Here is an 18,486-nt window from a genome sequence, read left to right on the forward strand (position 1 = left end):
TCCGGGCCCGCCACCGACACGACACCGACCACCGGCCCGCACGCCGGGCCCACACCGATCCCGAGCACGCGACCAGAAGGAGCGACCGTGACCAGCACCGACACCGCAGCCGGCCAGGCGGAGGCGAGCCGCGCCTCCAGTCCGATGTACCGGCTGACGAACGTCAGCAAGACGTACAAGCAGAAGAACCGGACCGTCACCGCCCTGACGAACGTGGACCTGACGATCCCGCAGGGACAGCTCGTGGCGATCCAGGGTCCGACCGGCGGCGGCAAGTCGACGCTGCTGCAGATGCTCGGGGCGCTCGACCGACCGACGGCGGGGTCGATCCACCTCGGTGGCGACCGCGACGTGGCGAAGCTCGGCGACGGTGCGCTGACCGACCTGCGGGCGACCGAGATCGGCTTCGTGTTCCAGAGCTTCAACCTCATCCCCACGCTGACGGCGCTCGAGAACGTCGAGACGGCGTTCGCGGGCTCCCTGGCGAACCGTGCGCGCTCCGAGATCCGCGAGCGGGCCACGGCTGCGCTCCGGGAGGTCGGGCTCGGCGAGCGGATGGAGCACCTGCCGGCCGAGCTCTCCGGTGGGCAGCAGCAGCGCGTCGCGATCGCCCGCGCCCTGGTGAAGAACCCCAGCGTGCTGCTGGCGGACGAGCCGACGGGTGCGCTCGACGAGGGCACCCGCGACGAGATCATGGGGCTCATCGAGAAGCAGTGGAAGGAACGCGGGCTGACGGTCGTCATCGTCACGCACGACTCGTGGGTGGCGAAGCGGGCCGAGCGTCGCCTGCACCTCAAGCAGGGGCAGGTGCGCGAGGTCTGAGGCGACCCGGGTCTCGCGGTGGGCGACGGTCCTCGTGGCCACGAGCCCGAGGACTGTCGCTCAGACCGAGTCTCGTCCCACCGGGTAGTCGCAGTACGCGAACCACCGCGAGTCCGGCGACCACGGTGGCACGTTGACGGTGCCCTGACCGCCGTCGAGCACGACGAGGGTCTCCGGCACCGGCATCATCCGGGCTCCGCGGACCAGCACCCCGGGCAGCAGCCGCAGTTCCACGCGGTGGTCGGCCGGGTGGCCCTGCACGCCCGGCTCGTACGACAGGTAGAGCAGGTGTTCCCCGTCCGGCGAGACGTGCGGGAACCAGTTCACCCGGTCGTCGTTCGTCAGCCGCACCGGATCGATCGACCCCGGCCGGAGGGAGACGAGCTGTGCGGTGCCGGGCGTGAAGCGCTCCGAGTTCCACACGAGCACCTCGCCCGCGAACGACACCCCGTCGTCGGCGTGTTCGTCCCTCGTCAGGAACGTCGGCTCGCCGGTCGCCGGGTCGACGAGTGCGACGTCGGTCGTCCAGACGCCGTCCGTGGTCCGCTCCCCGACGATCGCCGCGAGGGTCTCCCCGTCGGGTGCGATGCCGTGCAGGTAGAACTTCCGGAGGGTCGGCAGGACGGTGGTCACGTCGGTGAGCGTCGCCGCCGCTCCCCCGGCGGGCACCGGGACCCGGTAGAGGTCCCCGTCGCGCCCGCTCACCACGACCGAGGTGCCCGACGGGTCGAGCACGTGGTCGTTGTTGATCTCGGGGACGCCGGGCATCGACACCCGGACCAGGGCGGTCTCGTCGAGCACGGTGTCGGAGTCGGGAGCGGGCAGCGGCAGCAGCCAGAGGTCGCCGTCACCGTTGAGCACGAGCGTGTCGGCATCGAGGACGTTCGGCGCCTCGACGAGCACCGTCCTCGACTCGAACACCAGCCGCGATGTCCGCGACGCGATGTCGTACACGTGCACCCGGCTGGTCTGTCCCGGCAGCAGGTGCCGCCCGCGCGCTCCACTCATGCGCCCTATCCTGCCCGGAACGACGAGACTCGGGCTGAGCGACATCGCTCGTGCTCGATGGCACGAGGACTGTCGCCCAGCCCGAGTCTCGGGGCCGGGGTGCGACCGGCTACTTCACCGCGCCGGCCGTCAGTCCGGCCACGAACTGTCGCTGCACGATGAGGAACGCGATCACCACGGGGATGGACACGACCAGGGACGCGGCCATGATCTGGTTCCAGTACACGTTCGTCTGCGTGGAGTACTGCTGCAGACCGACCGCCAGGGTCTGCCCGTCACCGTTGGTCATGACCGAGGCGAAGAGCACCTCACCCCAGGCCGTCATGAACGAGTAGATGCCGACCGCCACCAGACCCGGGCGGGCCGAGGGCAGGATGACCCGGAACAGGGCACCCATCGGGCCGGAACCGTCGACCATCGCGGCCTCGTCGAGCTCACGCGGGATGGTCTCGAAGTAGCCGGCGAGCATCCAGATCGAGAACGGGAGCGTGAACGTCAGGTACGTGATGATCAGGCCGGTCCAGCTGCCGACCAGCTGGATGCCGAGCGAGTTCCCGAGGTTCGTGAAGATGAGGAACAGCGGGAGCAGGAACAGCACACCGGGGAACATCTGGGTGGAGAGCACCGCGGTGGTGAAGGTGCTCTTGCCCTTGAAGTTCCAGCGCGAGACACCGTAGGCGGCGAACGTCGCGATGATCAGCGAGAACACCGTGGCGACCGTGCAGACCACGAGCGAGTTCACGAAGTACTTGCCGAGCGGCACCGTCGACCACATGTCGATGAACGGCTGGATGGTGATGTTGGTCGGGATCCACGTGAAGTCGTTCTGCACGTCACCGAGTGGCTTGATGGCCGTGGTGATCATCACGTAGAGGGGCACGACCGTGAACAGGGTCAGGATGACCAGGGTCACGACCCTGAAGGACTTGGCGCCGAATGTCTCACGCACGGACGGACCTCCGGTTGGTCACGGCGAGGTAGATGCCGGTGACGATGAGCAGGAAGACGAGGAGCAAGACGCTCATCGCGGCACCGGAGCCGAAGTTCCAGGTGATGAACGACGCGTTGTAGATGTGGAAGCTCAGCAGGTCCGCGGCCGGGGGCTGCGCGGTCGAGCCGAACAGCACGAACGGCGTGTTGAAGTCGTTGAAGGTCCAGAGGAACATCACGAGCACGAGCGTCACGTTGACCGGGCGGACCATCGGCAGCGTGATCGAGCGCCACTGGCGGAACGGCTTCGCGCCGTCCACCGAGGCAGCCTCGTAGACGTCGTTCGGGACGGACTGCAGGCCGGCCATCAGCATCAGGAACGCGAAGGGCCAGGTCTTCCAGATCGCCACGACGACGACGGAGACGAAGGCGTTCGAGCCGATCAGCCAGAACGGGCCGGTGCCGTTGAACAGGTGCAACTGGTCGACCAGGACGTGGTTCACCGCGCCGGAGTCACGCTGGAACATGAACTTCCAGGTGATGATGCCGGCGTACATCGGCAGCGCGTACGGCACCAGGAACAGGGTGCGGAACAGACCGCGGCCCCTGAACGGCTTCTGCAGTGCGACCGCGGCGGCCATCCCGAAGGTCCAGGAGAGGCCGACGACCAGCACCGTGAAGCCGCAGGTGATCAGGAAGGAGTGCAGGACGCCCTTGCCGATCGCCTGGTCGAAGTCGACGACGACCGAGTAGTTGTGCAGTCCCGCGAAGGGCGCAGCGCCCCAGTTGGCGATGAAGTACTTGGTGAGCTGGATGAACGAGATCCAGATGCCGGTGAGCATCGGGACGATGTGGATGAGCAGCTCGAACAGGATGGCCGGCGCGACGAGCGCGTAGGGCAGCCAGTTGGTCTTGCGCTTGCGACCTGGCGGACGGCCCGACAGCGTCGAGCCCTTCGTGTGCGTCAGGTCGATGCGCTCCGCATCGGGCAGGACCGTCGTGGACATGGGCGGGGGCCTTTCGGCAGGAGGGGGTTCGGGTGCTTCGCACCCCGGTCCGTGGCAGCGGACGGGAGGCACGGCGTGCGTGAGACGGGACGCTCACTGCCGGCGCGTGGCCGGCTCTGGGGCTGTGGGGCCGGTGACGACCTGCCCCGGCGCGTCCGGCTGTGGACGCTGGGGGTGGAGGCCCGGGGCGTCCTTGCGGACGCGCCCCGGGCCTCCAGGCTGGATCAGCCGTTCGCCTGGGACACCTGGTCCTGGGCGGTCTGCAGCGCGGTCTTGATGTCGCTGTCGGACACGGTGCCGCCGGTGGCGATCTTGGCGAACATGTCGTTCATCGCCTTGCCGACGGTGGACTCGAACTGGTCCTCGGCGGGGACCAGCGGGAGGGGCTTGGCCTTGTTGTTGTAGATGTCGAGGAACGTCTTCGTCTGCTCGTCGGTGACCGAGTCGGCCGCGGCGGCGAGCACCGGGAGGGCCGAGTACGGCTTGTCGAGCGTGGTCTGCGTGTCCGCGCTCGTCATGTACTTGACGAACTTGAGCGCGCCGTCCTTGTTCTTCGTGTTCTTGAAGATCGACAGGTTGATGCCGGCCGGGAACGACGCGATGTCCTCGCCGTCAGCGGTGGTCGGGAACGGCACGACGCCGAACTCGTCCGTCGTCATGCCCTGCGAGGTGATCGTCGCATTCGCGTTGTTCTGCGTCAGCATCATCGCGGCCTTGCCGTTCGCGAAGTCCGAGACGGCCTGCGTGCCGTTGTCGTACTGCGCGTTCGAGGTGTTGACGACCTTGTCGGACTGCATCAGGTCGAGGTAGCGCTTGATGCCGTCGACGTTCGCCTTGTCGGTGAAGGTCGGCTTGCCGTCCTTGTCGAACCACTCGCCGCCGTTCTGCGCCGAGGTGATGAACGCGAAGTGCGAGTTCTCGGTGTACGAACCGCCGGCGATGGTGAAGCCGTACTTGCCACCGGTCGTGAGCTTCTTGGCGTCCGCCGTGAGGTCTTCCCACGTGGTCGGTGCCTCGAGGCCGGCGTCCTTGAACATGGACTTGTTGTAGTACAGGCCGTACGCGAGGCCGTAGAGCGGGACGCTCGTGACGGTCTTGCCGGGGGCGCCACCGGTGGAGAGCGCGACCTTGCCGAACTTGTCGGCACCGCCGATCGCCTTCATCTCGGAGTCGCCGTACTCCTGGAACGCACCGGTCGCCTGGAGCGAGGTGGCCCAGGTGTTGCCGATGTTGACGACGTCCGGGCCCTGGCCCGAGGTGACGGCGGTCTGGATCTTCGTCTGCAGGTCGTTCCAGCCGATGACCTGGAGGTCGACCTTGATCCCGGTCTCCTTCGTGAACTTCTTGAGGACGGGGGTCAGCACCTCCTTGTCGTTCTGGAGCGACGTGCCCTGGTTGGACGCCCAGTAGGTGAGCGTCTTGGAGTCGCCGGAGGAACCGGACGATCCGGAGGAGCAGGCTGCGAGGCCGGTCACGGTGAGCGCGGCGGCCGCGGTGATGGCCAGTGCGCGGATGGCAGTGCGCATGACTCTCTACTTTCTCGTCGTTGAGATGGTGCAGGGGTGGTGCGGGATGGAACGTCGGGTGCTGCTGTGGTGTGCGGGGCGGGCCCGGGCCGGTCAGGCCAGGGTCTGCTCCGCGGGGTCCCAGCCCTCGGGGAGGGTCTGGGAGGGCGACACGGTGCTCTCGACGAGCACCGCCTCGCCACGTTCTGCCGCCTCGGCGATGGAGACCATCACGTCGAGGACGTGGAAGGCGAGCGCACCGGGGACCCGGTTCTCGTCGCCGGCGCGGAGCGAGCGGGCGAGGTCGACCACGCCGGTGCCGCGCGAGTACGTGGAGCCGACCGCGGGGATCGTCTCGGGCTCCTCGGCGCCGAGCGCGTACAGCTCGGTGTCGCCGTCGAAGTTGTTCGGGTCCGGGAACACGACGGTGCCGGTCTCGCCGGCGATCTCGACGACGCCCGTGCGACCGCGGTCCGACTCGAACGAGAAGACGCTCTGCGCGCTCCCGCCGTCCTCGAACTCGATCAGCGCGGAGTGGTTCGTCGGGACGTCGACGGGGAACTCGGTGCCCGCCTTCGGGCCGGAGCCGATCGTGCGCGTCGCGCGGGACTTCGACGCCGTCGCCGTGACCTTCTTCACCGGACCGAACGTCTGCACCAGGGTGGTGATGTAGTACGGGCCGATGTCGAACAGCGGGCCCGCGCCGTAGGCGAAGAGGAACTCGGGACTCGGGTGCCACGACTCCGGGCCGGGGCTCTGGAAGAGCGTCAGGCCGTTGAGCGGCTTGCCGATGCGGCCGTCGCGGATGGTGCGGAGCGCGGTCTGCAGGCCGGCACCGAGGAAGGTGTCCGGTGCGACGCTGACGGTCTTGCCGGCGGCACGGGCGGCGTCGCGGAGCTCGGCAGCGCTCGAACGGTCGAGGGCGTAGGGCTTCTCGCCCCACACGTGCTTGCCGGCGGCGAGGGCCTGCAGCGCGACCTCGACGTGGGCGGCGGGGATCGTCAGGTTGACGACGATCTCGATGTCGTCGTCGGCCAGGAGCTCCTCGACGGTGCCCGATCCGGGGACGCCCCACTTCTCGGCCTGGGCGGCGGCGCGCGGCAGGTCGATGTCGGCGATGAAGCGGACCTCGACGTCGGGGAAGACGGTGAGGTTCGACAGGTACTGGTCGGAGATGACCCCGGCGCCGATGACGCCCACGCCGACGCGGCCGGTGCGGGTGCTGCTGTCGACCGCTGCGGTCGTGGTGGTGTCGGTCATGCGCGTGCCCCCTCGAGGAACGTGTAGGAGTCGGCGACGGCCTGGAACACGTCGCCCTCGTGGCCGTCGAGCTCGACGACGTGCAGTGCGTCCGGTGCGGCGGCGAGGATCTCGCGGACCGGCATGATGCCGTTGCCCACGGCGACCTGCTTGTCGTCGTCGTGCGAGCCGTCGCCGTCCTTGACGTGCAGGAACTCGATCTTGTCGCCGTACTTGCCGATGATCGCCACCGGGTCGTCACCGCCGACCGTGACCCAGTAGGTGTCGAGCTCGAGCACGACGTCGTCGGACAGGGCGTCGGCGAAGACCTCGTAGGCGCTGACGCCGTCGATGCGGTTCGAGAACTCGAACGCGTGGTTGTGGTAGCCGAGGACGAGGCCGTGGTCGGCCGCACGCGGGGCGAGGGCGCTCAGTTCGCGGGCGATCGCCTCGACGTCCTCGCGGGTGGTCCAGCGGGCCTCGTCGATGTGCGGGTCGATCAAGGTGCCGAGTCCGACGGTGACGCTCGCGTGGAAGATGCGCTCCAGGTCCTGCTCGCCGGCGTCCAGCAGCCGTGCGTGTCCGCTCGGGGCGGCGAGGCCGGCGTCGCGCAGCGCGGCGGCGAGTTCGTCGGCGTTGTCGACGAAGCCGAAGGCCTCGACGTTCGTGTAGCCGATGTCGGCGATGCGCCGGAGCGTGCCGGGCAGGTCGGCCGAGAGGGCGTCGCGGACGGTGTAGAGCTGAACCGAGATCGGTTGGGTCACCAGGGGTTCTCCTCGTCGAGATGGTGCGGTCGTCACTGACCGAGCGTCACACTATGACCACTTCTGTCGGCGGTCAAGCAGAAGTTCGTGGAAGGTCGACGAACTTCGTTGCGTGGCGCGTTCGATGTGTGCTTCACTCCCCCCATGGTCGACTTGACTCGGACGGCAGCGTCGCCTCCGGTCGGGACGAGCGAGCTCTTCCAGATCCTCCGCGACGGCGTGCCGCGGACCCGGGCCGAGCTCGCCGCACTGACGGGACTCGCACGCTCCACCATCGGCGTGCGCCTGGACTCCCTCATCGAGGTCGGTCTCGTCGGCCCCGTCGACACCGCCGTCTCCACCGGAGGACGGCCGCCGGCACAGGTGGCGCTGAAGCCCCGCGCCCGACTCGTGATCGCCGCCGACCTCGGCGCCTCGCACGGCCGCGTCGCCGTCACCGACCTGGTCGCCGCCCCGCTCGCCACCCGCGAAGCGCGCATCGACATCGCTGCCGGCCCGGTGGAGACGCTCTCGTGGCTGGTCGCCACCATCGACGAGCTGCTCGACGAGGTCGGCCGCGCCCGACAGGACGTCATCGCCATCGGCATCGGCGTGCCCGGTCCGGTCGAGTTCTCCACCGGACGCCCGGCGAACCCGCCGATCATGCCCGGGTGGGACGGCTTCGACGTGCCGTCGTGGCTCCGCCAGCACATCGCGGCGCACGTCCTGCTCGACAACGACGTGAACATCGCGGCCCTCGGTGAACGGGAGCACGGCTGGCCCGACGTCGACCACCTGCTGTTCGTCAAGGTCGCCACCGGCATCGGGTCCGGCATCGTGTCGGACGGCGCGCTGCGACGGGGCGCCCAGGGCACCGCTGGCGACATCGGCCACGTCCGGGTCTCCCGTGCCGGCGACGTCCCCTGCCACTGCGGCAACACCGGGTGCCTCGAGGCGGTGGCCTCCGGTCCGGCGATCGCCCGCGCCCTGCGTGCGAAGGGGCACGACGCCCACACCGGCGCCGACGTCCTGGACCTGGTGAACCGGTCCGACCTCGACGCGATCTACGCCGTCCGTCAGGCCGGCCGCGACATCGGCGAGGTCCTCGCCACGTGCGTCTCGCTCATGAACCCGTCGGTGATCGTGCTGGGCGGCTCGATCACGCAGGCCGGGGAGCACCTGCTCGCCGGCGTCCGCGAGGTCGTCTACTCGCGCTCGATGCCGCTCGCCACCGAGCACCTCGTCATCGCCCAGTCGCGTGCGGGGTCACTCGCCGCGCTGCAGGGAGCAGCGGCACTGGCGATCGGCTACGCGCTCTCCCCCGCCGGGGTCGACGAGCTGGTCGCGTACGCCGAGGGGCGCGAGCTGGTCTCCTGATGCACACGCCACACTCGTGAGCGCGTCGGATTCGGTCCTGCCGGTGGTCGGGGGGAGAATCGTCGGGTGACGATCGTGCAGCCCACCCTGTGGGGCGACCTGGACCCCGGCCTGGAGGCGCCTTCCGCCTCCGCCACGCCGGCTGCGGTCCCGGGGCGCGACGCGTTCACCGCCCTGCGCGGCCACACCGAACGGATCGTCGCGCACTCCTCGGACCGCTTCGCCTGGCTCCGCGCCCGCGCCGCGGGCATCACCGCGACCGACGTCGCGCGGCTCGCCTCGCTGCACGCGGTCGAAGCCGTCGTCACCGAGAAGCGCTACGGCTCACGGTTCTCCGGCAACGCGTTCACCGAGCACGGCAAGGACCGCGAACCGCACATCGCCGCCTGGGTCGCGGCCACCCACGGCATCCAGCCCTCGGCGCACCTGTTCCACGCGGCTGCGAACCGGGCGCACCTCGCCACCCCCGACGGCGTCGGTGTCCAGGGCTCACGCGTCGTGCTCGCCGAGATCAAGACGACCGCGAAGGGCTGGCGGAGCATCCCCCGGCACTACCTGCGGCAGATCTGGTGGCAGCAGTACGTGCTCGGCGCCGACCGCACCCTGTTCGTCTGGGAGCGCCACGACGGCTTCGTCCCCGTCGCCGACGAACCCGAGTGCCGGTGGGTCGACCGCGACGACGACCAGATCCGCGGGCTCGTCCAGCTCGCCGACCTGGTGCTCGACAAGCTGCGCGACTTCCGCTCGTAGCCCGTCCGCTCAGACCTTGACCAGGCGGAGCCGGCTCATCCCCACGACCAGCACGCCGAGCAACCCGATCGAGACGCCCACGCCGACGCAGTAGATCGCCACGACGCCGTAGCCCTGCGCCGGGTCGAGGAACGGGTACGGTACCCAGCCGTCGGTCGCGCCGCGGATCAGGATGACGATCGTCCACACCGCCGGGTAGATCAAGAACCACCACACGTGGCGGAGGAGCAGCTTCGACCGGTCCGAGAACAACAACCAGTCGAGCACTGCGTACGCGGGGATGACCTTGTGCAGCACGTCGTTCGACCACTGGACGTTCGCCGACACGTCGACGTTCGTGAGCAGCGTGTTGTAGACGATGCCCGTCGTCGCGGTGTACACCGTCCCCGCGCCTCGCAGCAGGCTCACCCGCAGGTCACCGCGCTTCCGCCGAGCCGACGCGACGAGGGTCACCGCCAGGGCCACCGCGATGATGCCGTTCGACTGGATGGTGAAGTACCCGAAGAAGTTCCACGGGTTGTAGGCGGCCGTCTCGGAGCTGACGAGCCACTGGGCGACGATCGCCACGACCACGGCGATGACGGCGATCAACCGGAGCGAGTTGACGAGGGTGCGCACGCCACCACGCTACCGGGGTGCGGTCCCGCAGATGCGGAAAGGCCCGCACCGTTTCCGGTGCGGGCCTTCCTGCGGGTCAGTGACCCGGAGTCAGTGGACTCAGATGCTGTTGACGTCCAGCGGGATGCCGGGGCCGAAGGTCGTCGAGACGGCGCCCTTCATGACGTAACGGCCCTTCGAGGAGCTCGGCTTGAGGCGGTTGATCTCCTCGAGCGCGGTCGAGATGTTCTCGTCGAGCTGCTCCGGCGTGAACGAGGCCTTGCCGACGACGAAGTGCACGTTGGCGTGCTTGTCGACGCGGAACTCGATCTTGCCGCCCTTGATGTCGTTGACGGCCTGCGCCACGTTCGGGGTCACGGTGCCGGTCTTCGGGTTGGGCATGAGGCCACGCGGGCCGAGCACCTTGCCGAGACGACCGACCTTGCCCATGAGCTCGGGCGTCGCGACGGCGGAGTCGAAGGCGGTGTAGCCCTCGGCGACCTTCGCGATGAGCTCGTCGCCACCGACCTCGTCGGCGCCGGCTGCGATCGCGGCCTCGGCCGCCGCACCCGTCGCGAACACGATGACGCGGGCGGTCTTGCCCGTGCCGTGCGGCAGGATGACCGTGCCACGGACCATCTGGTCCGCCTTGCGCGGGTCGACGCCGAGCTTCAGTGCGACCTCGACCGTGGAGTCGGTCTTCGCAGAGCCGGTCTCCTTGGCCAGGGCGACTGCCTCGGTCGGGGTGTAGAACTTGTCGGCCTCGATCTTCGCGGCCGCGGCTTCGTAGGCCTTGGACTTCTTCGCCATGGTGGTCTCCTTGCGAGATACGTGGTTGACGAGCCGGCGCGGCTCTCCCACGGAAAGGTGTCTGGGTGTGGGCCGGAGCCCGATCGGTGCTTAGGCCTCGACCGTGATGCCCATCGAGCGTGCGGTGCCAGCGATGATCTTCGCGGCCTGCTCGATGTCGTTGGCGTTCAGGTCGGCCTGCTTGGTCTCGGCGATCTGACGGACCTGGTCCATCGAGATCTTCGCGACCTTGACCGTGTGCGGGGTCGCGGACCCCTTCTGCACACCAGCAGCCTTCTTGATGAGTTCAGCGGCCGGCGGAGTCTTGAGGACGAACGTGAACGAACGGTCCTCGTAGACGGTGATCTCGACCGGCACGACGTTGCCACGCTGCGACTCGGTCGCCGCGTTGTACGCCTTGCAGAACTCCATGATGTTGACGCCGTGCTGACCGAGTGCCGGACCGATCGGCGGGGCCGGGTTGGCGGCCCCCGCGTTGATCTGCAGCTTGATCAGGCCCGTGACCTTCTTCTTCGGTGCCATGACTTGTCTTCCTCCTGGAATCGAACGCACGGGGATCCGTGCACTCTCCCGCTGGTCCGGCCGTTCCGGACCGCGGTGAAGGCCCACACGCACGAGGCGTGCGGGCCCAAACTCGATGAGTCTACCCGAACGGGCAGACCTGGACTAGAGCTTCGTGACCTGGTCGAAGCTGAGCTCGACCGGGGTCTCGCGCTCGAACAGCGAGACGAGGACGGTGAGCTTGCCGCTCTCCGGCTTGATCTCGGAGATCGAACCGGGAAGGCCCGCGAACGAGCCCTCCTTGATGGTGATCGTCTCGCCGACCTCGAAGTCGACCTCGGCCGCGGGCTGCGCCTGCAGGGAACCGCCGGACTTCGAGCCACCCTTGGTCGGGGCGGCCTCGGCGACCTGCACGAGGGACTTGAGCATGCCGAACGCCTCGTCGAAACGGAGCGGCGTCGGGTTGTGCGCGTTGCCGACGAAGCCGGTGACGCCGGGAGTGTGCCGGACGACCGACCACGAGTCCTCGTTGAGGTCCATGCGGACGAGCACGTACGAGGGGATCCGGACGCGGGTGACCAGCTTGCGCTGCCCGTTCTTGATCTCGACGACGTCCTCCATCGGGACCTCGACCTGGTAGATCGAGTCCTCCATCGACATCGACACCATGCGGTTCTCGATGTTCGACTTCACGCGGCGCTCGAAGCCCGCGTAGGAGTGGATGACGTACCACTTGCCCGGCTTCATCCGCAGCTCGACCTTGAAGGCCTCGTACGGGTCGACCTCGGCCTCTTCGGCGTCGTCGTCCTCGGCGTCGATGGCTTCGTCGGCGGCGAGGGCCTCGTTCGCCGCTTCGGCGGTCTCGGACTCGAGTTCGATCTCTTCCTCGTCCTCGACGGCCTCCACCGCAGCCTCGGCCTCGTCGGCGGAGTCGATCTCGAGGGCGTCCTCGACGACGGCGTCGGCCTCGGGGTCCTTGGACTCCTGCAGCGCGGTCAGCTCCTCGTCGATGCCGAGGGACTCGTCGTCCTCGGACTCGACGGAGATCGCGCGCTCCTCGGCGGACTCGGCGGAGCGCTCCTCGCCGGTCTCGACGTCGCCTTCCTGGTTCTCCTCGACCTCGGAGGACTGCTCGGCAGCCGTCGCGAGGTCGATGTCGTCGCGGGAGTAGTCAGACACAGTCGATTCTTTCCGTTCGGTGGTGCGGGTCGGGATGGCGGACGGTCCTGGTCACGATCGGCTCCGTCTCGGGCGACCGTACTCCACGCGACTGCCGCACAGGGCAGTCGACGTCCGGGTCAGGCCGTGGGCCCGTTGCCGAAGACGTACCCGACGCCGAGACCGAACACGAAGTCGAGGATCGACACCAGGATCATCATCACGACGACGAAGACGAGCACGACCAGCGTGTAGCTGAAGAGCTCCTTGCGGGTCGGCGTCACGACCTTGCGCAGCTCGCCGATCACCTGGCGGATGAAGAGCACGATGGCAGCGATCGGACCCCGGCGCTCGGCCCGGTCCTGCTTCGCCTTGGCGACGACGTCGTCCGCCGTCGTCTCCATGTCTTTGCTCGCCAACTTCTACCCTTCCAGAGTTGCAGGGCGGACAGGACTCGAACCTGCAACCTGCGGTTTTGGAGACCGCTGCTCTACCAATTGAGCCACCGCCCTTCAGAGCACGTCCGTCACCGATCGTGTTCCGGTGGTCGAGTGTACGGGAGTCCGTCACACGGTGTCCACTTGGCCCCCTCCACGGCGTGCCGCGCCGATAGGCTGGGACCCGTGAGCACCGCAGCCCCCGGCCCCGAGTCCACCGCAACCCCCGCCGCCGCGCCGACCGATCGGCCGCGCATCGCGTCCCGCATCGCGGCGATCGCCGAGTCCGCGACGCTCAAGGTCGACGCGAAGGCCAAGGCCCTGAAGGCCGCGGGTCGCCCCGTCATCTCCTTCGCCGCCGGCGAGCCCGACTTCGCGACGCCCGACCACGTGGTCGTCGCCGCGGTCGAGGCCGCACAGGACCCGAAGAACCACCGCTACACGCCCGCGACCGGCCTGCCGGAGCTGAAGCAGGCCATCGCCGACAAGACCGCACGCGAGTCCGGCATCACCGTCGACCCGTCGCAGGTGATCGTCACCAACGGCGGCAAGCAGGCCGTCTACCAGGCGTTCCAGACGATCGTCGACGCCGGGGACGAGGTCCTGCTCCCCGCCCCGTACTGGACCACCTACCCCGAGGCCATCCGCCTGGCCGGTGGCGAGCCGGTCGAGGTCTTCGCCGGCAGCGACCAGGGGTACCTCGTGACCGTCGAGCAGCTCGAGGCCGCGCGCACCCCGAAGACGAAGGCGCTGCTGTTCTGCTCGCCGTCGAACCCGACCGGTGCCGTGTACACCGCCGAGCAGACCGCGGCGATCGGCGAGTGGGCGCTCGAGCACGGCATCTGGGTCATCAGCGACGAGATCTACCAGGACCTCGTCTACGACGGGCTGCGCTTCACCGGCATCCTCGACGCCGTGCCGGCCCTCGCCGACACCACCATCCTGGTCAACGGCGTCGCCAAGACCTACGCGATGACCGGCTGGCGCGTCGGCTGGTTCATCGGCCCGGCCGACGCCGTCAAGGCCGCGTCGAACCTGCAGTCGCACCTGTCGTCGAACGTGTCGAACGTGTCCCAGCGCGCCGCGATCGCCGCCCTCACCGGGCCACAGGAGCCGGTGGCGGCCATGCGCGAGGCCTTCGACCGCCGTCGCCAGGCCATCGTCGCCGGGCTCAACGCGATCCCGGGCGTCGTCACGCCGACCCCGCAGGGTGCCTTCTACGTCTACCCGGACGTCACCGCACTGCTCGGTCGCGAGTGGGCGGGCTCGACCCCGACGACGACCCTCGAGCTGGCCGACCTGATCCTCGAGCACGCCGAGGTCGCGGTCGTCCCGGGCGAGGCCTTCGGACCCTCGGGCTACCTGCGGCTGTCGTACGCGCTCGGCGACGACGACATCGCCGAGGGCGTGGTCCGCCTGGCGCGGTTCTTCGCGTAGACCCCACGCACCACAGAACGGGCCACCTCGTCGAGGTGGCCCGTTCGCACGTCCGGGAGGCCCGTGGGGCGTCGCGCGGGCGTCCTCAGTCGAGCAGGTCGCCCACCACGACGGGCTCCGGCACGAGCGAGACCCCGAAGCGGTTCAGGACGGTCACCTGCACGTACCGTGCGAGCTCCGCCACCTGGGCGGCCGTCGCTCCGCCGCGGTTCGTCAGCGCGAGGGTGTGCTTCGACGAGATCGCCGCCCGCGACCCCGGCACGGCGTAGCCGCGGTGCACCCCGGCGTGCTCGATGAGCCAGGCGGCGCTGAGCTTGACGTCGTCACCAGCCGGCCACCGTGGCGCATCGGCGGGCAGCGTCTCGGCGAAGGCCGCGGACACGATCGGGTTCGTGAAGAACGACCCGGCGCTCCAGGTGTCCCGGTCGTCGGCGTCGAGCACCATGCCCTTCGAGGCGCGGAGCCGCAGGACCTCGTCGCGCACCGTGGTCGGTTCCACGAGGGCACCGAGGTCGACCCCGAGCGAACCGGCGAGCTGGGCGTACCGCACCGGCACGCCGTGCTCGCCCGCAGTGCCGAGCCGGAACTCGACCGTCAGCACGACACCGCGGCGTCCGTGCTTGAGGGTCGACGTGCGGTAGCCGAGCGCCAGCTCGGCCGCGGGGACCCACGTGCGCTCCCCCGTGGCCGCATCGAGGAACTCGACCCGGGTGAGCACGTCGGAGAGCTCGACCCCGTAGGCGCCGATGTTCTGCACGGGGGCGGCGCCGACGGTGCCCGGGATGCCGCTGAGGGCCTCCAGACCGGTCCAGCCGTTCGCGACGGTGGTGGCGACGAACGCGTCCCAGGGTTCACCGGCCGCGACGCGGACGGTGACGCCGTCGGCGTCGGCGTCGGCCTCCACGCCCGAGGTGCGGACCAGGACGACGGTGCCGTCGAAGCCGGAGTCGGCGACCAGCAGGTTGCTGCCGCCGCCGAGGACCAGCCACTCGTGGTCGTCCCACGCCGCGCGCGTGTGGGCGACGAGCTCGTCGGTCGTCGTGGCCGTCAGCAGCCGCGTGGCCGGACCGCCGACGCCGAGCGTCGTGAGGTCGGCGAGCACCGGCTCGTGCACGGTCAGCGGAACGCCACCGTGACCTGCGCCTTGCCGAGCACGGTCTGCCCGCCGGCGGTCACGGTGAGGTCGATGCGCTTCGGCCGGCCGTCGTCGTCGACGGTCCCGACCTTGGCGACGATGCCGATGGTCGCGCCCTGCTCGGGGTCCACGACGACGGGGCGGGTGAAGCGGACGCCGTAGCCCGCGATCCAGCCGCTGTCGCCGAGCCACTCGGAGACCGGCTGCACGGCGAGGCCCATCGTGAGCATGCCGTGCGCGAGGACGCCGGGCAGGCCGACCGAGGCGACGACGTCGTCGCGGTAGTGGATCGGGTTGAAGTCACCGGAGGCGCCGGCGTAGCGGACGAGCGAGTCGCGGGTGACGTGCACCTCGCGCTCGGCGACCACCGTGCCGACCTCGATCGCGGTGGCGGGTGCGGCGGTCATGCGTCGTCTCCTCGGACCACGAGGGTCGACGTCGCCGTGACGACGTGCTCCCCCGCGGCGTCGTTCATGGTGCTCTGGGCCGTGACCATCGCGTTGCCGCCGAGCGTCTTCACGCTCGTGACGGTCAGGGTCGCGGTGAGCTCGTCGCCGGCCACGATGGGCCGGTCGTAGGTGAAGGACTGCTCGCCGTGCACGACGCGGGAGAAGTCGATGCCGGCGTCCGGCTCGGCCAGGAGCTGCGCGAGCGTGGCTTCCTGCACGACGACGGCGAAGGTCGGCGGGGCGACGACGTCGGCGTACCCGGCGGCACGGGCCGCGTCGGGTTCGTGGTGGACGGGGTTGGTCGCGAACACCGCGCGCGAGAACTCGCGCACCTTCTCGCGACCGACCAGGTAGGGCTGGGCCGGCGGGAACGTCCTGCCGACGAGCTCGGGGTTCACTGACACGTCGGCAGTCTACCGACGCCCGTCCTGGGGCCTGTCGATGCTGAGGATGCATCGGCTAGGCTTGCCTCGTCGGTTCGGGGGAACCGGCGGTCCGGTGTCGACACCGGATCGGGGAACGGGGGGAGCAACGATGGACAGCAGGACCGAGTTCGCCGTGCACACGGGAGACCGCTGCACCGCGATGGAGGTCGCCGGCGCGGCGCTCCGCACCACGGGACACCACGTCGAGTCGACCGGTGGGACCCTCACCGCGACGACCGGCAACCGGCTGCTGACGATCCTGCTCGGCGCGCTCGTGCACCCGGCCAGCGAGTTCCGGCGCTACGAGCTGTCGACGACCGTCACGGGAACGTCCACCACGATCACGCTCCGGCACAGCGGACACGGGACGGCCGTCTCCGGCGGCAGCATCGGCGCGAGCCGGCGACGAGCGGCTTGGCACGAGGTGAGCGCGTCGGTCGAGCGTGCGCTGCGGTCCGCCGGCGTGTTGCAGGCGCGGACCGGCACCGGGTCGCACTCCGCGCTGTAGGCCCGGTCACGGGGCGGACGGGAGGCCCGGGAACGACGAAAGCCCGGCGAACAGATCGCCGGGCTTGCTGTAGCGAGGGCGGGACTTGAACCCGCGACCCCACGATTATGAGTCGTGTGCTCTAACCAACTGAGCTACCCCGCCAGAGATCCGGAGCGACACGCGCACCGGGTCGGAGCCCCGAGTCAGGATTGAACTGACGACCCCCTCCTTACCATGGAGGTGCTCTACCACTGAGCTATCGGGGCGATGTGCCGCGAACGGCACCACACGAGGATAGCAGACCTCCGACGCTGCTCCGGAACCGGGCGAGACGCCCGGGCGTGCCGCGCCGGTGACCGCTAGTTCGCGTTGGTCTGGAGCCACGCCAGCGGGTCCACCGGGACGCCGTCGACGTGCACCTCGAGGTGCAGGTGCGGGCCCGTGGAGTTGCCCGTGCTGCCCACGAGGCCGAGCTCGTCACCGACCTCGATCTGCTGGCCGGTGACCACCTTGAAGGAGTTGTCCTCCATGTGGCCGTACACGCTGACGAACTGCTTGCCGTCGACGTCGTGCTCGACCCAGACGTCGTTGCCGAAACCGCCGTCGTTCGCCTGCACCTTGATGACGGTGCCGGCGGCGATGACACGGATCGGGGTGCCTTCGCCGGGGGCGAAGTCGACGCCCATGTGGTTCGTCGAGCAGAACGAGCAGCCGGCGACCTGGCGACCGCCGAAGCCCGACGTGATCGGGACCCCGGTGAGGAACGGCCACTGGATCGTGCCGGTCGGGTCGTTGGTGAAGCTCGAGGCGTCGACGTTCTTGTACTGCGTGGCGTCGGACACCGTGTACTGGTCACGGGTCGTCGAACCGTCGGCTGCTGCGCTGACGCTCATCGACTGGGTCGCACCGTTCGCCGTCGACCGGACCGCGGTGGAGCCGGTCTCCGGCACGTAGAGCGCCTGGGCGGGCAACGACGTCGAGACGACGAGCCCGGCGACGAAGAGGAGCGCACCGACGGCCGTCACGCGTGACGCGGCACGGCGGAACGAGGCGCCCTGCTTGCGAGCGGTGGGGGCCGGCGCGGTGGTGCGGCTCGTTGCGATGTGCCGGGTGGCCCGGTCGACCTGCACGGCGGACGCCGCACGGCCGGTGCGCCGACGGGACGCCGGGACCTGGCCCATGACCCGACGGGGCTGCGGTGCAGCGGAGGACGGAGCGGCAGCGGGCACGGTGCGCGGTGCGGTGGCGTGGACGTCCGGCGACGTGGGGGCCGGCGGCGTCGTGATGCGCGATGCAGGTCGGACCGCCGACTCCGGCAGCGCGGGCGACGCCGGCGCGAGGTCGACCGGGGACACGGGAGCAGCGGCGGACGACGGCGTGGTCAGCCCGACGACCTCGTCGAACGACGGGCGCGCGGCGCTGTCGGGTGCGACGTCCTGCGTGTGGTCCTGCGTGACGGGAGCACCCTTCGCAGCCGCTCGCTCCGCCTCGATCCGTGCTCGTCGGGTCAGGTGGACGACCGGGGTGGCGGCGTCGACGGGACCGGTGGGGACGGACGTCAGTGGGGAGTGGGGCATGCGTGCGGTGGCGATCCTGATCGGGGAAGGAGGGTGCTCGTTGGTAACGAGCAGATAACGGGACCTGAGCACGGTAGCAAACGTCGTCG

The 18,486-nt window shown here is 69.7% G+C and carries 20 protein-coding genes and 3 tRNA genes; 5 read left to right on the plus strand and 18 right to left on the minus strand.

Features of this window, described 5'->3' with window-relative positions:
* Nucleotides 1-144 precede the first annotated feature (144 nt).
* On the plus strand, nt 145-822 hold the full coding sequence (locus KZI27_RS14320; protein WP_123314077.1) for an ABC transporter ATP-binding protein: 678 nt from the start codon (nt 145-147) through the stop codon (nt 820-822).
* Nucleotides 823-882: 60 nt separating this feature from the next.
* Here KZI27_RS14320 and KZI27_RS14325 read toward each other — a convergent pair whose 3' ends face one another.
* The 6 genes from KZI27_RS14325 to KZI27_RS14350 all read right to left on the minus strand — a co-directional run bounded on the left by KZI27_RS14325 (nt 883) and on the right by KZI27_RS14350 (nt 7,275).
* The gene (locus KZI27_RS14325; RefSeq protein ID WP_222658144.1) at nt 883-1,830 is read right to left on the minus strand and encodes a TolB family protein; all 948 of its coding nucleotides are present in this window, start codon (nt 1,828-1,830) and stop codon (nt 883-885) included.
* Nucleotides 1,831-1,939: 109 nt separating this feature from the next.
* Nucleotides 1,940-2,779, minus strand: a complete 840-nt coding sequence (locus tag KZI27_RS14330; RefSeq protein ID WP_222658145.1) for a carbohydrate ABC transporter permease — start codon at nt 2,777-2,779, stop codon at nt 1,940-1,942.
* Nucleotides 2,772-3,767 (minus strand): carbohydrate ABC transporter permease, encoded by a 996-nt coding sequence (locus tag KZI27_RS14335; protein WP_222658146.1) that lies wholly within the window; start codon nt 3,765-3,767, stop codon nt 2,772-2,774. The genes KZI27_RS14330 and KZI27_RS14335 overlap by 8 nt, the downstream gene beginning before the upstream one ends.
* Before the next feature lie 224 nt (nt 3,768-3,991).
* Entirely contained in the window at nt 3,992-5,293 is a 1,302-nt protein-coding gene (locus tag KZI27_RS14340) for an ABC transporter substrate-binding protein (RefSeq protein WP_222658147.1), read from the minus strand.
* A 93-nt stretch (nt 5,294-5,386) separates the two neighbouring features.
* Complete coding sequence (locus KZI27_RS14345; RefSeq protein ID WP_123313832.1) at nt 5,387-6,532, minus strand: Gfo/Idh/MocA family protein; 1,146 nt, start codon at nt 6,530-6,532, stop codon at nt 5,387-5,389.
* Nucleotides 6,529-7,275 carry a sugar phosphate isomerase/epimerase family protein gene (locus KZI27_RS14350; protein WP_222658148.1) on the minus strand — a complete coding sequence of 249 codons (747 nt, stop codon included), beginning with the start codon at nt 7,273-7,275 and terminating at the stop codon, nt 6,529-6,531. Before KZI27_RS14350 ends, KZI27_RS14345 begins: the two co-directional genes overlap by 4 nt.
* A 144-nt stretch (nt 7,276-7,419) precedes the next feature.
* Between KZI27_RS14350 and KZI27_RS14355 the strand changes: the two genes are divergently transcribed.
* Together KZI27_RS14355 and KZI27_RS14360 are read left to right on the plus strand one after the other, a co-directional pair.
* Nucleotides 7,420-8,631, plus strand: coding sequence for an ROK family protein (locus KZI27_RS14355; RefSeq protein ID WP_222658149.1), 1,212 nt, complete (start codon nt 7,420-7,422; stop codon nt 8,629-8,631).
* A 66-nt stretch (nt 8,632-8,697) separates the two neighbouring features.
* The gene (locus KZI27_RS14360) at nt 8,698-9,381 is read left to right on the plus strand and encodes a YqaJ viral recombinase family protein (RefSeq protein ID WP_131845696.1); all 684 of its coding nucleotides are present in this window, start codon (nt 8,698-8,700) and stop codon (nt 9,379-9,381) included.
* A 9-nt stretch (nt 9,382-9,390) separates the two neighbouring features.
* On the opposite strand, the gene KZI27_RS14365 is transcribed toward KZI27_RS14360, so the two are convergent.
* The 6 genes from KZI27_RS14365 to KZI27_RS14390 all read right to left on the minus strand — a co-directional run bounded on the left by KZI27_RS14365 (nt 9,391) and on the right by KZI27_RS14390 (nt 12,959).
* Entirely contained in the window at nt 9,391-9,999 is a 609-nt protein-coding gene (locus KZI27_RS14365) for a Pr6Pr family membrane protein (RefSeq protein ID WP_222658150.1), read from the minus strand.
* 99 nt (nt 10,000-10,098) lie between these two features.
* Nucleotides 10,099-10,788: a 50S ribosomal protein L1 gene (rplA, locus tag KZI27_RS14370; protein WP_111084260.1), complete on the minus strand. Its 690-nt coding sequence runs from the start codon at nt 10,786-10,788 to the stop codon at nt 10,099-10,101.
* Between the two features lie 90 nt (nt 10,789-10,878).
* Nucleotides 10,879-11,310: a 50S ribosomal protein L11 gene (gene rplK / locus KZI27_RS14375; RefSeq protein ID WP_022906459.1), complete on the minus strand. Its 432-nt coding sequence runs from the start codon at nt 11,308-11,310 to the stop codon at nt 10,879-10,881.
* Nucleotides 11,311-11,454: 144 nt separating this feature from the next.
* Entirely contained in the window at nt 11,455-12,468 is a 1,014-nt protein-coding gene (gene nusG / locus KZI27_RS14380) for a transcription termination/antitermination protein NusG (RefSeq protein ID WP_222658151.1), read from the minus strand.
* A 119-nt stretch (nt 12,469-12,587) separates the two neighbouring features.
* A complete protein-coding gene (gene secE, locus KZI27_RS14385) occupies nt 12,588-12,851 on the minus strand; it encodes a preprotein translocase subunit SecE (protein ID WP_228504884.1) in 264 nt (87 codons plus the stop codon).
* 35 nt (nt 12,852-12,886) lie between these two features.
* Nucleotides 12,887-12,959 (minus strand) — tRNA-Trp (locus KZI27_RS14390).
* Between the two features lie 180 nt (nt 12,960-13,139).
* On the opposite strand from KZI27_RS14390, the gene KZI27_RS14395 reads away from it, so the two are divergent.
* Nucleotides 13,140-14,321: a pyridoxal phosphate-dependent aminotransferase gene (locus KZI27_RS14395; RefSeq protein WP_222661394.1), complete on the plus strand. Its 1,182-nt coding sequence runs from the start codon at nt 13,140-13,142 to the stop codon at nt 14,319-14,321.
* 85 nt (nt 14,322-14,406) lie between these two features.
* Here KZI27_RS14395 and KZI27_RS14400 read toward each other — a convergent pair whose 3' ends face one another.
* From KZI27_RS14400 to KZI27_RS14410, 3 genes are read right to left on the minus strand one after another with little or no spacing between them, the layout of a single operon-like run.
* Entirely contained in the window at nt 14,407-15,423 is a 1,017-nt protein-coding gene (locus tag KZI27_RS14400) for a UDP-N-acetylmuramate dehydrogenase (RefSeq protein ID WP_261783907.1), read from the minus strand.
* A 14-nt stretch (nt 15,424-15,437) separates the two neighbouring features.
* A complete protein-coding gene (locus KZI27_RS14405) occupies nt 15,438-15,863 on the minus strand; it encodes a MaoC/PaaZ C-terminal domain-containing protein (protein WP_222658153.1) in 426 nt (141 codons plus the stop codon).
* Nucleotides 15,860-16,309: a MaoC family dehydratase N-terminal domain-containing protein gene (locus KZI27_RS14410; RefSeq protein ID WP_111084265.1), complete on the minus strand. Its 450-nt coding sequence runs from the start codon at nt 16,307-16,309 to the stop codon at nt 15,860-15,862. Before KZI27_RS14410 ends, KZI27_RS14405 begins: the two co-directional genes overlap by 4 nt.
* A 130-nt stretch (nt 16,310-16,439) precedes the next feature.
* Between KZI27_RS14410 and KZI27_RS14415 the strand changes: the two genes are divergently transcribed.
* Complete coding sequence (locus tag KZI27_RS14415; RefSeq protein ID WP_222658154.1) at nt 16,440-16,838, plus strand: hypothetical protein; 399 nt, start codon at nt 16,440-16,442, stop codon at nt 16,836-16,838.
* 70 nt (nt 16,839-16,908) lie between these two features.
* Here the strand turns inward: KZI27_RS14415 and KZI27_RS14420 are convergent.
* From KZI27_RS14420 to KZI27_RS14430, 3 genes are all read right to left on the minus strand, one after another.
* Nucleotides 16,909-16,982, minus strand: a tRNA-Met gene (locus KZI27_RS14420).
* Nucleotides 16,983-17,014: 32 nt separating this feature from the next.
* Nucleotides 17,015-17,086: transfer RNA gene (locus KZI27_RS14425), tRNA-Thr, on the minus strand.
* A 93-nt stretch (nt 17,087-17,179) separates the two neighbouring features.
* Entirely contained in the window at nt 17,180-18,397 is a 1,218-nt protein-coding gene (locus tag KZI27_RS14430) for a M23 family metallopeptidase (RefSeq protein ID WP_222658155.1), read from the minus strand.
* Nucleotides 18,398-18,486 lie beyond the last annotated feature (89 nt).

Origin of the sequence: Curtobacterium sp. TC1, assembly GCF_019844075.1 — a bacterium.
GTDB lineage: Bacteria > Actinomycetota > Actinomycetes > Actinomycetales > Microbacteriaceae > Curtobacterium.

Excerpts from the sequence above, each read along its gene's own strand:
- KZI27_RS14320 (WP_123314077.1), top strand. The coding sequence starts at position 145 with ATGTACCGGCTGACGAACGTCAGCAAGACGTACAAGCAGAAGAACCGG.
- KZI27_RS14325 (WP_222658144.1), bottom strand. The coding sequence starts at position 1,830 with ATGAGTGGAGCGCGCGGGCGGCACCTGCTGCCGGGACAGACCAGCCGG.
- KZI27_RS14335 (WP_222658146.1), bottom strand. The coding sequence starts at position 3,767 with ATGTCCACGACGGTCCTGCCCGATGCGGAGCGCATCGACCTGACGCAC.
- KZI27_RS14340 (WP_222658147.1), bottom strand. The coding sequence starts at position 5,293 with ATGCGCACTGCCATCCGCGCACTGGCCATCACCGCGGCCGCCGCGCTC.
- KZI27_RS14345 (WP_123313832.1), bottom strand. The coding sequence starts at position 6,532 with ATGACCGACACCACCACGACCGCAGCGGTCGACAGCAGCACCCGCACC.
- KZI27_RS14355 (WP_222658149.1), top strand. The coding sequence starts at position 7,420 with ATGGTCGACTTGACTCGGACGGCAGCGTCGCCTCCGGTCGGGACGAGC.
- rplA (WP_111084260.1), bottom strand. The coding sequence starts at position 10,788 with ATGGCGAAGAAGTCCAAGGCCTACGAAGCCGCGGCCGCGAAGATCGAG.
- rplK (WP_022906459.1), bottom strand. The coding sequence starts at position 11,310 with ATGGCACCGAAGAAGAAGGTCACGGGCCTGATCAAGCTGCAGATCAAC.
- secE (WP_228504884.1), bottom strand. The coding sequence starts at position 12,851 with ATGGAGACGACGGCGGACGACGTCGTCGCCAAGGCGAAGCAGGACCGG.
- KZI27_RS14405 (WP_222658153.1), bottom strand. The coding sequence starts at position 15,863 with ATGACCGCCGCACCCGCCACCGCGATCGAGGTCGGCACGGTGGTCGCC.
- KZI27_RS14415 (WP_222658154.1), top strand. The coding sequence starts at position 16,440 with ATGGACAGCAGGACCGAGTTCGCCGTGCACACGGGAGACCGCTGCACC.
- KZI27_RS14430 (WP_222658155.1), bottom strand. The coding sequence starts at position 18,397 with ATGCCCCACTCCCCACTGACGTCCGTCCCCACCGGTCCCGTCGACGCC.